This window comes from Mycobacterium sp. smrl_JER01 (assembly GCF_048513595.2).
In the GTDB taxonomy this organism is placed as follows: domain Bacteria; phylum Actinomycetota; class Actinomycetes; order Mycobacteriales; family Mycobacteriaceae; genus Mycobacterium.
In genome coordinates this window covers 5,025,142-5,039,115 of record NZ_JBLXXK020000001.1, presented here as the reverse complement: position 1 = coordinate 5,039,115, position 13,974 = coordinate 5,025,142, and the positions used below count along the sequence as shown (strand labels likewise).

Sequence of the window (13,974 nt, the reverse complement as noted above, 5' to 3'; positions counted from 1 at the left end):
CGATGGTCGACGGTGGCGCGAAGCGCAGCCATGTGAGGATCGCCGCGGCGATCCTGGCTGCGCTGTTGCTCGCTGCCGTCACATTCACCTACTTGTCCTACACGGCGGCGTTCACCCCGACGGACAGGGTCACCGTGCTGTCGCCGCGTGCCGGCCTGGTCATGGACATCGACGCCAAAGTCAAATATCGCGGCATCCAGGTCGGCAAGGTCGAGTCCATCGATTACGCGGGCAACGCCGCCAAACTCACGCTGGCCATCAACCGCGGCGACATGCGTTACATCCCGGCCGACGCGCCCGTGCGCATCGGTGGCACCACGATCTTCGGGGCCAAATCGGTCGAATTCCTGCCGCCGGAGTATCCCGAGGGTCAGGCGCTCCGGCCGGGAGCTGAGGTCAGGGCCGAGAATGTCCAGCTCGAGGTCAACACACTGTTCCAGACGCTGACCGACCTACTGGACAAGATCGACCCGATCAACCTCAACGCGACCCTGTCGGCGCTCGGTGAAGGCTTGCGTGGCAACGGTGACGACTTCGGGGCGCTGCTGTCGGGTCTGAATTCCTACGTGGCACAGCTGAACCCGAAGCTGCCCGCGCTGCAGGAGGATCTTCGTCGTACCGCGGTGGTGGCCGACATCTACGGTGACGCCGGCCCGGACCTGGCCCGCATCCTGGAGAACGCGCCGGCGATCAGCCAGACCATCGTCGACGAGCAGGACAATCTGAACACCGCGCTGCTGGCCGCCACCGGGCTGGCCAACAACGGCACGGCGACCCTGGAGCCGGCCGCCGACGATTACATCGCCGCAATCCAGCGTCTGCGTGCCCCGCTCAAGGTGGCCGGTGAGTACTCCCCGGTGATCGGCTGCACCCTGAAGGGCACCGCCAACGCCGTCGACCGGTTCGCCCCCATCATCGGCGGTATCCGGCCCGGCCTGTTCGTGTCGTCGAACTTCCTTCCCGGCTCACCCGCCTACACCTACCCGGAGAGCCTCCCCATCGTGAACGCCTCCGGTGGCCCGAACTGCCGCGGCCTGCCGGAGGTTCCGAGCAAGCAGTACGGCGGGTCGTGGTATCGCACGCCGTTCCTGGTCACCGACAACGCCTATGTTCCGTACCAGCCGAACACCGAGTTGCAGTTCGACGCACCATCGACGCTGCAGTTTTTGTTCAACGGCGCCTACGCGGAAAGGGACGACTTCTAGTGCGGGGGGACAAAACGCTGATCAGTGTCAGTGTCTTCACCGTGGCGATGCTGCTGGTCGCCGCGATGCTGGTGGTGGTCTTCGGTGAGTTCAGATTCGCCTCCGAGGACAAGTACCACGCGACCTTCGAGGACGCGTCCCGGCTCAAGGCCGGACAGGACGTGCGGATCGCGGGGGTTCCGGTCGGGACAGTCTCGGGCCTGAAGCTCAATCCGGACAACACCGTGGATGTGGCGTTCACCGTCAACGAGCGTTATCAGCTCTACACCTCCACCAAGGCCGTGGTCCGCTACGAAAACCTGGTCGGTGACCGCTACCTGGAGATCACCTCTGGCCCGGGCGACCTCGTCAAGCTGCCGTCCGGTGGCACCATCACCAACACCGAGCCCGCGCTGGACCTCGACGCACTGCTCGGTGGTCTCAAGCCGGTACTGAAGGGGCTCGACGGCGCCAAGATCAACGAGATCAGCAGCGCGGTCATCGAGTTGCTTCAGGGGGAAGGGGGTGCGCTGTCGGCGATGCTGGCGAACACCAGCGCGTTCACCCAGAACCTGGCCGCGCGCGACCAGCTCATCGGCGATGTGATCACCAACCTCAACACCGTGCTGGGCACCGTCGACGAGAAGGGCGCCGAATTCGATGCCAGCGTCGACCAGCTGCAGAAACTGATCACCGGACTGGCCGAGGGCCGCGATCCGATCGCCGGAGCAATCGGCCCGCTGGCGACCGCGGAGAACGATCTGACCGCCATGCTGGAGGCGTCCCGCCGACCGGTGCAGGGCGTCATCGAGAACGTGCGGCCGTTCGCACAGCGCATGGACGAGCGCAAGGCCGACGTCAACAAGGTCATCGAACCGCTCGCCGAGAACTACCTGCGGCTCAACGCGCTCGGCGCCTACGGCTCGTTCTTCAACATCTTCTACTGCTCGACCCGTCTCAAGATCAACGGTCCCGCGGGAAGCGACATCTTGGTGCCGTTCGGCGGTCCGCCGGACCCGAGCAAGGGGAGGTGCGCAGAGAATGCCTAGGCCAGAAGACTCGAACCCGTTGCGCACCGGGATCTTCGGGATCGTGCTCGTCAGCTGCCTGGTGCTGGTCTCCTTCGGTTACACCAGCCTGCCGTTCTGGCCGCAGGGCAAACCGTACGAGGGGTACTTCGCCGATGCCGGCGGCATCACCCCCGGCAACGACGTCAACGTCTCCGGTATCACGGTGGGCAAGGTGACCGGGGTCGAGCTGGCCGGTGACGCAGCGAAGATCACGTTCACCGTCGATCGCGGGGTCAAGGTCGGAGACCAGTCGCTGGTCGCGGTCAAGACCGACACCGTGCTCGGGGAGAAGTCGCTGGCCATCACGCCCAAGGGCGCAGGGGACTCGTCGGTCATCCCGTTGGGCCGGACCACCACGTCCTACACCCTGAACACGGCGCTGCAGGACCTCGGCCAGAACGTCAGTGCACTGGACAAGCCCAGATTCGAGATGGCCCTGCAGACGCTGACCGATTCGCTGCAGGCGGCCACGCCGCAGTTGCGCAGCGCGCTCGACGGTGTCGCCAACCTGTCCCGCAGTCTCAACGCCCGCGACGAGGCGCTCGAACAGCTTCTCGCGCATGCCAAGACTGTCTCGGACACACTGGCGCAGCGGTCCGGCCAGGTCAACCAGCTCATCACCGACGGCAACCTGCTCTTCGCCGCGCTCGACGAGCGGCGGCAGGCGCTGAGCAATCTGATCGCCGGCATCGATGACGTCGCCACCCAGATCTCGGGTTTCGTCGCCGACAACCGGCGGGAGTTCAAACCCGCACTGGAGAAGCTGAATCTGGTGCTGGACAATCTGCTCGAACGCCGGGAGCACATCAGCGAGGCGCTCAAGCGGTTGCCGTCGTATGCGACCGCGCTGGGAGAGGTGGTCGGATCCGGCCCCGGTTTCCAGATCAACCTCTACGGTCTGCCGCCGGCGCCCATCGCCGAAGTGCTGCTCGACACCTACTTCCAGCCGGGCAAGCTGCCCGACAGTCTGTCCGACATGCTCCGTGGCTATATTTCGGAGCGCATGATCATCAGGCCGAAGTCGCCATGACCCAGGAGAATTCGGTGATGCGGAGCCGGTGGATGCGGACGGGGCTGGCCTGCGTGTTGGTCGCCACGTTGGCCGTCGGCGCCTACCTGGTGTGGCCCAGCCGAGCCGGACAGAAGGTGACCGCGTACTTCACCACGGCGGTCGGGCTGTACCCGGGTGATGACGTCCGGGTGGTCGGGGTGCCCGTCGGCACGATCGACACCATTGAACCGCGTGCCGGCGATGTGAAGGTCACCATGACCATCGACGGTGACGTCACACTGCCCGCCGACGCCAAGGCGCTGATGATCGCGCCGAATCTGGTGTCGGCGAGGTTCATTCAGCTCGCACCCGCCTACACCGGTGGCGCCGTGATGGCCGACGGTGCGGAGATCGGACTGGACCGCACCGCGGTGCCGGTCGAATGGGACGAGGTCAAAGAGCAATTGACCCAGCTGAGCACCCAGCTGGGTCCACACGAGGGATCGGTGCAGGGGCCGCTGGCCGACGTCGTCAACCAGGCCGCCGACACCTTCGACGGCAATGGCGACACATTCCGGCGCGCCATTCGCGAGCTGTCGCAAACCGCGGGGCGGCTCGGGGATTCGCGCGCCGACCTGTTCGGCACGATCCGCAATCTACAGGTGCTGGTCGACGCGTTGTCGAACAGCAACGAGCAGATCGTGCAGTTCTCCAACCATGTGGCCTCGGTGTCACAGGTGCTCGCCGACGCTTCGGTCGACCTCGATGTCACGCTGGGCACTCTCAACCAGGCTCTGGGTGATGTACGGGGATTCCTCGGGGACAGCAACGACGCGTTGATCGGACAGGTCAACCGCCTCACCGATTTCACCGACCTGCTGACCGAGCACAGCGACGACATCGAACAGATCCTGCACATCACGCCGAACGGCTTGAGCAACTTCTACAACATCTACAACCCCGCGCAGGGCACCGTCGGCGGCCTGCTCACGCTGCCGAACTTCGGCAACCCCGTGCAGTTCATCTGCGGCGGCACTTTCGACGCGGCGGCCACACCCGACAACTACAAACGGGCCGAGATCTGCCGCCAGCGGATGGGCCCGGTGTTCAAGCGCATCACCATGAACTATCCACCGTTGCTGTTCCATCCGATCAACAGCATCACGGCCTACAAGGGTCAGGTCATCTACGACACTCCGGAAACGGAGGCCAAGGCCGAGACGCCGGTTCCCTACCTGCAGTGGCAGAACGCCCCCGGAGTCACTCCACCCCAGGTGGCGCCGGACGCCGACCTGGCATCGCTGCTGGTACCCGGCGATGCGCCCGAGGCCACGACATCGCATGCGGGTGGCCCGGAGTCCGGTCCCGCACCGTCGGGTCCGACCGGTCAGATCGCGCCCGGGGAGGCCGGCCGATGATCCGGCGCGTGCTCGGTCTCACGTCGATTCCGTTGCTGCTGGCCGGATGTCAGTTCGGCGGCCTGAACTCGTTGAACATGCCCGGTACCGCCGGACACGGACCGGGTTCGTACACCATCTCCGTGCAGCTGCCCGATGTCTCGACACTGCCGCAGAATTCGCCGGTGATGGTCAACGATGTGACGGTCGGCAGTGTGTCGGGTGTGGAGGCGGTGCAGCGCCCCGACGGGACGTTCTTCGCGCAGCTTCAACTGTCCCTGGACGGCGACGTGAGGCTGCCGGCGGATGCGACGGCCAAGGTCGCCCAGACCTCGCTGCTGGGGTCGCAGCACATCGAGCTCGCCGCGCCCTCGGATGGATCGGGGACGGGTTTCCTGACCGAGGGCGGGCAGATCCCGATCGAACGTACCGGCAACTACCCGACCACCGAACAGGTGCTGTCCTCACTCGGCATGGTCGTCAACAAGGGCAATCTCGGTGCGCTGCAGGACATCACCGATGAGACGTACAACGCCGTCGTCGGCCGTTCGGGTACCTTCGCCGATCTGATTCCCCGACTGGCCGAGTTGACCGCATCGTTGGATCGCCAGACCGATGACATCATCGCCGCGGCCGAGGGGCTGAATCGCTTTGCGGCAATCCTGGCCCAAAGCAAGGACAACCTGGGCCGCACCCTCGACACGCTGCCCGAAGCGCTCAAGGTGCTCAACGACAACCGCGCCCAGATCGTCGATACGTTCGCCGCGCTGCGCAGTTTCGCCACGGTCGCGTCGCGGGTGCTGCAGGAGACCAAGGACGACTTCGCCGCGGACTTCAAGGACCTGTACCCGGTCATCAAGGCGCTCAACGACCACGCCGACTACTTCATCAAGGACCTGGAGTTCCTGCCGACGTTCCCGTTCCACTACGAGTACCTGCGCAACGCGGTGCGGGGCGACTACCTCAACGTCTACGTCACGTTCGATCTGACCCTGCGCCGGGTGGGTGAGTCCGTGTTCACCACGTCGCTGGGCCTGGATCCGAACATGAAGCGGATGAACGAGATCGTGAACCCGCCGGACTTCCTCACCGGCGCGATGGCCAACCTGTCCGGTCAGGCGGCGGATCCGTTCAAGATCCCGCCCGGCACCGCGACCCAACACGAGGGGGCGCCGTAATGCTTGATCGCTTGACGCGCCTTCAGCTGATGATCTTCGCGGTCGTGACCGTGTTGGCCGTCGGTGCGGTGTCGCTGTTCTATCTGCGCGTGCCGGCGGCGGTGGGAATCGGCGTCTACAACGTCACCGCCAACTTCCACGCCGGCGGTGGTCTGTATCAGAACGCCAACGTGACCTACCGCGGTGTCACGATCGGTCATGTGAAGTCGGTGGGCCTGTCCGACGACGGGGTTGTCGCCCACATGCAGCTCAACAGCGGCACCCCGGTACCGGAGAACGTGACCGCGACGGTCAAGAGCGTGTCGGCGATCGGTGAGCAGTACATCGACCTGGTTCCGCCTGAGGCCGCCTCCGACACCATGCTGCGCAACGGCTCGGACATCGGCGTCGACCGCACCGCGATCGGGCAGGACATCGCCGGACTGCTGGCCGAGGCCGACACCCTGGTCCGCAGCGTCAGCGACAGCCGGTTGCAGGATCTGCTGCGGGAGTCCTTTGTTGCGTTCAACGGGTCCGGGCCCGAACTGGCCCGGTTGATCCAGTCGTCGCGGCTGCTCATCGACGAGGCCAACGCGAACTACCCGCAGGTCTCCCAGCTGATCGACCAGGCCGGTCCGTTCCTGGATGCCCAGATTCGCAGCGGCGACGACATTCGGTCGCTCTCGGAGTCGTTGGGACGGCTGACCGCCGAGGTGGCCAACGCCGACCCCCAGCTTCGGGCGACATTGCAGACCGTGCCGGGCGCGGCCGAGGTGGCCAACGAGACCTTCGACGGGATCCGGCCGTCCTTCCCCATGCTGGCGGCGAATCTGGCGAACTTCGGTCGCATCGGTGTGATCTACAACAAGTCCCTCGAACACGCGCTCGTGGTGTTCCCGGCCTTGCTCGCCGCGCTGAACACCGTGGCCGGCGGTGTGCCCGCCGACGAGGGCGGCAAGCTGGACTTCAAGATCCATCTGCAGGATCCACCGCCGTGTTCGACCGGGTTCGTCCCGCCGACCCAGATCCGGTCACCAGCGGACACCACGTTGCGCGAACTGCCCACCGATCTCTATTGCAAAGTCCCGCACAACGATCCCAGTGTGGTGCGCGGCGCCCGCAATTACCCGTGCCAGGAGTTCCCGGGCAAGCGCGCGCCCACCGTGCAGCTCTGCCGGGACCCCCGTGGCTATGTGCCGATCGGCAACAATCCCTGGCGCGGCCCGCCGGTCCCGGACGGCACTCCCATCCAGGACGGCCGTAACATCTTGCCGCCCAACAAGTTCCCGATGATTCCGCCGCAGGTGGATCCGGATCCGGGCCCGCCCTCGGTGCAATTGCCGCCGGGAGTGACACCCGGTCCCGGGCCTGCACCGCACGCCCCGTTCCCGCTGCCGGTTCCGCCGAACGAGCAGGGACCCCAACCGGCTCCGTGGCCGTACTTCGCGCCGCCGGACCAGGTGGTCCCGCCCTATGGGCGCCCGCCGCTGGCGCCTCCGGCCCCACCCGCACCCGCGCCCGTTCCCGCCCCGCCGGCGGGCGGCGCTCCGCTGCCGGCCGAGGCGCCCCTGGCCAGCTCGACGTCCGTGGCGACCTACGATCGGAACGGCAAGTTCGTCGACCCGGCAGGCGGTGTCGGCGTGTACGCGCCCGGTTCCGACAAGCTGGCGCCTGCGGAAAACTGGGTGGACCTGATGTTGGCGCCGAAGCAGGTGTGATGGAGCAGGAATCAGTCACCGCGGGCCGGCGGGTGCGCCGCCGCGCGTCCCGTGCCGCTGGTCCGGCCGCTGGGACGGGCACTCCACCGGCGACCGGGATCAACGTCGAGACGGCCAAACCGGTCCGGTCGCCACGACCGGTCGGTCCCCCGCCCCGGCGACGACCGCACCGGCGGATGGTGGCGATCGTGTCGATCGCGATCACGTTCGTCGCGGTCGCTGCGCTGGTCGCCGGGCTGGGGGTGATGCTGAACCAGCAGCGCGCCATCGAAGCCGAGCAGGCGCGCGAGCGCCGCTTCGTCGACACTGCCGCCCAGTCGGTGGTCAACATGTTCAGTTACACCCAGAACACCATCGACGAGAGTGTGGACCGGTTCGTCAACGGGACCAGTGGGCCGCTGCGCGCCATGATGACGCAGGAGGGCAACGTCGAGAACCTCAAGCTGTTGTTCCGGGACACCAACGCCACCTCGGAGGCGGTCGTCAACGGTGCGGCACTGGAGCGGGTCGACGAGATCGCCCGCAATGCGGCGGTCCTGGTCTCGGTACGGGTGACGGTGACCGACCTCGACGGCAACAACGCCCCGTCGGAGCCCTACCGCATGCGGGTCATCGTCCACGAAGACGACAACGGCCACATGACGGCCTATGACCTCAAGTACCCCGACGGGGGCAACTGATGCGTGACTGGCCCGCCAAGCTGACCGCAGCGGTCGGCGTCCTGCTGGCGATCGGCTTCGTCGGGCTGTCCGCAGCCGGCGGATGGCTGTATTGGAATGGTGTGGAACTCGACGGCGAGGAGCAGGCCCGCACCGAACTTCCGCCGCTGGCCGCCGAACAGATTCCGCGGGTGTTCGGCTTCGACTATCAGACCGTCGAGCGGTCCTTCGCCGAGGTCTATCCGCTGCTGACGCCGGAGTACCGCAGAGAATTCGAAGACCGCGTCACCAACGAGATCATCCCTCAGGCGCGGGATCGCCAGCTCGTCAGCCAGGCGCACACGGTGGGGACGGGAGTTCTTGACGCCCAACGCACGTCGGCTTCGGTCATGGTCTACATGAACCGCACCGTCACCGACAAGGCCAAGGAGTCCGTCTATGACGGTAGTCGACTGCGCGTCGACTACCAGAAGGTCGACGGCAAGTGGCTGATCGCCTACATCACGCCGATCTGAGCGGACCCGCCACTCCCATGCTTTCGATGCCACCGGTATCGTAACCTGCCGGCGCCGCGGCATGCGGTGCGGGCAGGGAGGTCATCATCGACATCGCGGTTACCGGCGGAATCGGTTACCTCGGCGCGCATACGGTGCGGGCATTGTTGACAGCCGGACATTCGGTTCGTCTCCTGGTGCTGCCGCAGGACCGGCACGCCCCGGTCATCGACCGGCTGCGGGCCCTGGGTGAGTTGTCGGTGGTTGTCGGCGACGTACGCGCGGACTCGTCGGTCGCCGAACTGCTCACCGGTGTGGAGGCTGTGGTGCACGCCGCCGGCGTGGTCGGAACCGACGAGCGCCGCGCGCAGCTGATGTGGGACATCAACGCCCATGCCACCGAACGGATCCTCACGCGTGCCGTCGAGATCGGACTCGACCCGGTGGTGTCGGTGAGTAGCTACAGCGCGTTGTTCCCGCCCTCGAACGGTGTCATCTCGGCCGACTCGCCCACCGCGTGTGGCCGCAGCGCCTACGCCAGGACCAAGGGCTACGCCGACCGCGTCGCGCGCCGCCTTCAGGCGGCCGGTGCCCCCGTCGTGGTGACCTATCCGTCCAGCGTGGTGGGTGCCGCGTTCGGCACTGCGGCCGGTGTCACCGAACGCGGATGGGCACCGATCGTGCGGTGGCGGACCGCCCCGCGGGTTCGGGCCGGCATGCAGATGATCGATGTGCGAGACGTCGCCGATGTGCACACCCGCGTGATGCGGCCGGGACGCGGGCCGCGCCGCTACGTCTGCGGCGGCGTGATGCTGACCTTCGACGAGATGATCGACGCGCTGGAGACGGGCGTGGGACGGCGGGTGCGCCGTATCCCGCTGCGGCCCAAGGCGCTGCTGGCCATCGGACGGGTCTTCGACACGGTCGGCAGAGTCGTGCCGGTGGGGGATGGGCTCGGGTACGAGGCCGCCCTGCTGCTCACCTCGGCCACGCCGACCGACGATCGGGTGACGACCGAGGAACTCGGCCTGCAGTGGCGCTCGCCCCGGCAGGCGATCATCGAATCCTTCGCGGGCGGGGCGGTCGGCTGAGGTGATGTGGTCAGCGTATGGCGTTGCCGAGTAGTTGGGCGATCCGCCGTCGCAGCGCCTCGGTGTCGTCGTCGGTGGCGACCGCGGTCAAGAACAGCGCCGCTCCGGCGGCCAGCACGAGCGTGGCGCGGGCGTCGAGCTCCGCGCGCTGACGCCGCGCGGCGGTATCGGTGTCGACGTGCTCGGCGTACAGCGCGACGGCCGGCCCGCTGAAACTCGACCACAGCGTGCTGCGCAGATCGGCGTCCTGGGTCAGTGCCAGCAGCAGACCCGGTACGGCGGCCCGCACATCGTCCCTGCTGAACAGTTCGTGGCTACCGCGCACCACCCATTGGATCCAGCCGTTCAGATCCGTCCCGGAAAACGGTGAGAGATCCGGAGTCTCACCGAGAATCGCGTGCAGCACGAGTTCGGCCTTGGACCCCCAGCGGCGATTCACACTCGATCGCCCGACCCCGGCGCGTGCGGCGACCAGGCGCACGCTCAGATCGTCCCAACCGACTTCGAGCAGCAGCTCACGGGTCGCCGCGAACACCCGCTCGTCGATCGAAGTGTCACGCGGGCGCCCGGTGGACCTGGTCTCGCCGCTGTTGTCGGTCATCGGCGATCAGCTTCGGCCACGGTAACGCCGGAGGTACGGCACGATCCGGCGCATCGGAACCGGGCGCGGCCAGTCCTCGGACCGGAACAGCGCGTCCGTGCCGCCGTCGACGACCACCACACTGCCGCACAGGAAGTCCGAAGCGTCGGAAAGCATGAAGCGCATCCATTCGGCGAGTTGTTCGGGCCGCCCGTAGCTCCCGATGGGCACCGGGAATCGCTCGACGAATCTGGCCTGACGTTTGTCGGCCAGCTGCTCCTGCAACAACGGTGTCATGACCGCGCCGGGGGCGAGCACGTTGAGTCGGATCCCGGCGCCGGCCCACTCCGGCCGGACCGCGTGACGCCGCGCCCAGCGGGTCACGGCGATCTTGGAGGCCGCGTAGATCATCGCGGGCCGCCCGGGACCGAAGACACCGCACGCGCGCAGCGCCCGGTCGATATCCCCGGCGAGCAGTGCCCGCACCGCACGGTGGGGCACGGCGGGCACGGTGGTGGTCGAGTTGCTGCCGATCACCACGACTTTCGAATTGCCGGCAGCGGCGAGAGCGGGTCGCCAGCGCTGCAGCAGGTCGACGACACCGAGGTAGTTGACCGTGGCGATCTGACGAAACCGTGCCGCTCCGGGGCCGGGGCCCAGACCGGCCGCCAGCACCGCGCCGTCGAGTCGGTCTCCGGACGCGGTGAGCACCTGCTGCGCGGCGTGTCTGCGGCCGTCCGGGGTGGCCAGGTCGGCGACGATGTCAGCCTGTTTGACGTCCACGGTGATGATGGTGTGCCCGTCGGCCCGCAGCAGATCCACCGCGGCGGCGCCCATGCCCGAGGCGGAGCCGGTGATCGCGTAGGTCCCCATCGATGCTCCTCCCGCCGGGTATCCAGTTTCGACTCCACTGGTACCGAAAGCATCGACATGGTAGCGGAGGTGGCGGCCGCGTCCACCCGGGTCACTCCGGGTCGATCGGCTCCTTGGAGGCCAGCGCCTCCAGGAAGGACCGGGCCCAGCGGTCGACATCGTGGGTCAGGACCTGCCTGCGCAGTGCCCGCATCCGGCGCCTGCCCTCCTCCGGAGACTGGGTCAGCGCGGCCTCGATGGCGTCCTTGACCCCTTCGAGGTGGTGTGGATTGGTCAGATAGGCCTGGCGCAGTTCGGCCGCCGCTCCGGTGAACTCACTGAGCACCAGCGCACCGCCCAGATCATGTCGGCAGGCGACGTACTCCTTGGCGACCAGGTTCATACCGTCGCGCAGCGGTGTCACCAGCATGACGTCGGCGGCGACGAAGAACGCCACGAGGTCTTCACGGGGGATCGGTCGGTGCAGGTAATGCACCACCGGGTGCCCGACCTCGCCGAACTCACCGTTGACGTGGCCGACCTGGCGCTCGATGTCCTCGCGCATCGCGATGTAGCTCTCCACCCGCTCGCGGCTCGGGGTGGCGAGCTGGACGAGAACGGTGTCCTCGGGATCGACCCTGCCCTCTTCGAGCAGCTCGGAGAACGCGCGCAGGCGCACGTCGATGCCCTTGGTGTAGTCCAGCCGGTCGACGCCGAGCAGGATCTTGCGTGGGTTGCCGAGCTCGGCGCGGATCTCGCGGGCACGCTGCCGGATGGCCCGGCTGCGCGCCTGCTGATCGAGATCGGCGGAGTCGATCGAGATGGGGAACGCACCCACCTTGACGGTGCGAAATCCGAACTGCACCTCGCCGAAGCGTGACCGCACGCCCACCGAGCCGCGCGAGGTGGTCGCGCCGACCAGCCTGCGCGCCAGGATCAGGAAGTTCTGGGCGCCACCGGGCAGGTGGAAGCCGACCAGATCGGCGCCGAGCAGACCCTCGATGATCTCGGTCCGCCAGGGCATCTGCATGAAGAGCTCGACCGGAGGAAACGGGATGTGCAGAAAGAAACCGATGGTCAGATCGGGGCGCAACATGCGCAGCATCTTGGGCACCAGCTGCAGCTGGTAATCCTGGACCCACACCGTGGCGTTCTGCGAGGCGGCCTTGGCCGTCGCCTCGGCGAAGCGCCGATTGACCTCGACATAGCGGTCCCACCATTGGCGGTGGTAGATCGGCTTGACGATGACGTCGTGGTAGAGCGGCCACAGCGTGGCGTTGGAGAAGCCCTCGTAGTATTCGGCGACGTCCTGGGCGCTCAGGCGCACCGGGACCAGCGTCATACCGTCCTGCTCGATCGGCTCGGTGGCCGCATTCGGGTCGTCGGCGTCCTCCGGCATTCCCGGCCAGCCGATCCAGGCGCCGTGGCGGCGCCGAAGCAGCGGTTCCAGGGCGGTGACGAGGCCGCCGGGGCTGCGCTTGAACTCGGTGGTGCCGTCGGGCAGCCGAACCATGTCGATCGGCAGGCGGTTGGCAACCACCACGAAGTCCGCACTTCCGGAGCGAGCCTCGGGGCCGCTCTCGGGTGGCATCAGGCGTCGAGCTTCGCCGGTCCGATGCCGAGCATCGACAGGAACACCCGGCACTCGTCAGCATCGGTGGCGTACGCGGCGACGACACGACGCGCCTGACGTTCGGTGCTGTCGGCGATCGGCTCGACGTCGCCGATCTCTGCGGGATCTGATTTTGCAGGCATGGAACAACTGTAGCCAACTGCCTGTTCGCTGCCGGTCCGCTGCCACCGGACCGGGCCAACCGGGCGCGCCGAAGGACTCCCGCCGCGACGAACCGTAACGTATAACTGGAACCTGTTCTAGTTAGACGTGCTTCCATATCCGGTGTCGGAGGGATTTCACATGCTGCTGTCGTTGGCGGATCGCACCTACCTGGTCACCGGCGGTGGCAGTGGGATCGGCAAGGGGGTTGCGGCCGCGGTGGTCGCCTCCGGCGGACACGTGATGCTGGCCGGCCGTAACGTCGACAAGCTGGCGGCCGCCGCCGAGGAACTCAAGTCGGTCTCGGGCAACGGTGCCGGGCAGATCAGCTATGAGCCGGGGGATGTGACCGACGAGGACCAGGCGGCGCGGTTGGTGCAGGCGGCGACCGCATGGCACGGACGACTCGACGGTGTGGTGCACAGTGCCGGCGGGTCGGAGACCATCGGGCCGCTCACCCAGATCGATTCCGCGGCCTGGCGCAATACCGTGGATCTCAACGTCAACGGCACCATGTACGTGCTCAAGCACGCGGCACGGGAGATGGTCCGCGGCGGCGGGGGATGCTTCATCGGCATTTCGTCGATCGCCTCGAGCAACACCCACCGCTGGTTCGGTGCCTACGGGCCGAGCAAGGCCGCGCTCGACCATTTGATGATGGTTGCCGCCGACGAACTCGGGCCGTCCTCGGTGCGGGTCAACGGCATCCGTCCAGGGCTCACCCGCACCGACATGGTGGCGCCGATCATGGAGTCACCCGCGATCAGCGAGGACTATGCCGCCTGCACGCCGCTGCCGCGGGTCGGCGAGGTCGCCGACATCGCGAATCTGGCGGTGTTCCTGCTCAGCGACGCGGCAAGCTTCATCACCGGCCAGATCGTCAACGTCGACGGTGGCCATGGCCTGCGGCGTGGACCCGACCTGTCCGGAATGCTGGAGCCGCTCTTCGGCGCCGACGGTCTGCGCGGGGTCGTGGCGCAGTAGCGTCGCACCCGCGGTTCCGACCG

The 13,974-nt window shown here is 67.3% G+C and carries 14 protein-coding genes; 10 read left to right on the top strand and 4 right to left on the bottom strand.

Going from position 1 to position 13,974, the window contains the following annotated elements; all coding sequences use genetic code 11:
* Positions 1-2: 2 nt before the first annotated feature.
* From ACNUDN_RS23650 to ACNUDN_RS23610, 9 genes are all read left to right on the top strand, one after another.
* Entirely contained in the window at positions 3-1,205 is a 1,203-nt protein-coding gene (locus tag ACNUDN_RS23650; protein ID WP_419124159.1) for an MCE family protein, read from the top strand.
* Complete coding sequence (locus ACNUDN_RS23645) at positions 1,205-2,233, top strand: MCE family protein (RefSeq protein WP_419124158.1); 1,029 nt, start codon at positions 1,205-1,207, stop codon at positions 2,231-2,233. The genes ACNUDN_RS23650 and ACNUDN_RS23645 overlap by 1 nt, the downstream gene beginning before the upstream one ends.
* Entirely contained in the window at positions 2,226-3,284 is a 1,059-nt protein-coding gene (locus ACNUDN_RS23640; RefSeq protein WP_419124157.1) for a virulence factor Mce family protein, read from the top strand. Before ACNUDN_RS23645 ends, ACNUDN_RS23640 begins: the two co-directional genes overlap by 8 nt.
* Complete coding sequence (locus ACNUDN_RS23635; protein WP_419124156.1) at positions 3,281-4,663, top strand: MCE family protein; 1,383 nt, start codon at positions 3,281-3,283, stop codon at positions 4,661-4,663. The genes ACNUDN_RS23640 and ACNUDN_RS23635 overlap by 4 nt, the downstream gene beginning before the upstream one ends.
* The gene (locus tag ACNUDN_RS23630; RefSeq protein ID WP_419124155.1) at positions 4,660-5,820 is read left to right on the top strand and encodes an MCE family protein; all 1,161 of its coding nucleotides are present in this window, start codon (positions 4,660-4,662) and stop codon (positions 5,818-5,820) included. The genes ACNUDN_RS23635 and ACNUDN_RS23630 overlap by 4 nt, the downstream gene beginning before the upstream one ends.
* Complete coding sequence (locus ACNUDN_RS23625; RefSeq protein ID WP_419124154.1) at positions 5,820-7,517, top strand: MCE family protein; 1,698 nt, start codon at positions 5,820-5,822, stop codon at positions 7,515-7,517. The genes ACNUDN_RS23630 and ACNUDN_RS23625 overlap by 1 nt, the downstream gene beginning before the upstream one ends.
* Positions 7,517-8,197, top strand: coding sequence for an Rv1363c family protein (locus ACNUDN_RS23620; RefSeq protein WP_419124153.1), 681 nt, complete (start codon positions 7,517-7,519; stop codon positions 8,195-8,197). Before ACNUDN_RS23625 ends, ACNUDN_RS23620 begins: the two co-directional genes overlap by 1 nt.
* The gene (locus tag ACNUDN_RS23615) at positions 8,197-8,691 is read left to right on the top strand and encodes a mammalian cell entry protein (protein WP_419124152.1); all 495 of its coding nucleotides are present in this window, start codon (positions 8,197-8,199) and stop codon (positions 8,689-8,691) included. Before ACNUDN_RS23620 ends, ACNUDN_RS23615 begins: the two co-directional genes overlap by 1 nt.
* Positions 8,692-8,777: 86 nt before the next feature.
* Positions 8,778-9,761 (top strand): NAD-dependent epimerase/dehydratase family protein, encoded by a 984-nt coding sequence (locus ACNUDN_RS23610; RefSeq protein ID WP_419125280.1) that lies wholly within the window; start codon positions 8,778-8,780, stop codon positions 9,759-9,761.
* A 10-nt stretch (positions 9,762-9,771) separates the two neighbouring features.
* Here the strand turns inward: ACNUDN_RS23610 and ACNUDN_RS23605 are convergent, their stop codons facing one another.
* From ACNUDN_RS23605 to ACNUDN_RS23590, 4 genes are all read right to left on the bottom strand, one after another.
* Complete coding sequence (locus tag ACNUDN_RS23605) at positions 9,772-10,362, bottom strand: TetR/AcrR family transcriptional regulator (protein ID WP_419124151.1); 591 nt, start codon at positions 10,360-10,362, stop codon at positions 9,772-9,774.
* A 6-nt stretch (positions 10,363-10,368) separates the two neighbouring features.
* Positions 10,369-11,214: an SDR family oxidoreductase gene (locus ACNUDN_RS23600; protein WP_419124150.1), complete on the bottom strand. Its 846-nt coding sequence runs from the start codon at positions 11,212-11,214 to the stop codon at positions 10,369-10,371.
* Positions 11,215-11,305: 91 nt separating this feature from the next.
* Complete coding sequence (locus tag ACNUDN_RS23595) at positions 11,306-12,784, bottom strand: alpha,alpha-trehalose-phosphate synthase (UDP-forming) (protein ID WP_419124149.1); 1,479 nt, start codon at positions 12,782-12,784, stop codon at positions 11,306-11,308.
* Positions 12,784-12,948, bottom strand: a complete 165-nt coding sequence (locus ACNUDN_RS23590) for a hypothetical protein (protein WP_014817721.1) — start codon at positions 12,946-12,948, stop codon at positions 12,784-12,786. The genes ACNUDN_RS23595 and ACNUDN_RS23590 overlap by 1 nt, the downstream gene beginning before the upstream one ends.
* A gap of 160 nt (positions 12,949-13,108) precedes the next feature.
* Here ACNUDN_RS23590 and ACNUDN_RS23585 point away from each other — a divergent pair, with 160 nt between their 5' ends.
* Positions 13,109-13,951: an SDR family oxidoreductase gene (locus ACNUDN_RS23585; RefSeq protein ID WP_419124147.1), complete on the top strand. Its 843-nt coding sequence runs from the start codon at positions 13,109-13,111 to the stop codon at positions 13,949-13,951.
* Positions 13,952-13,974 lie beyond the last annotated feature (23 nt).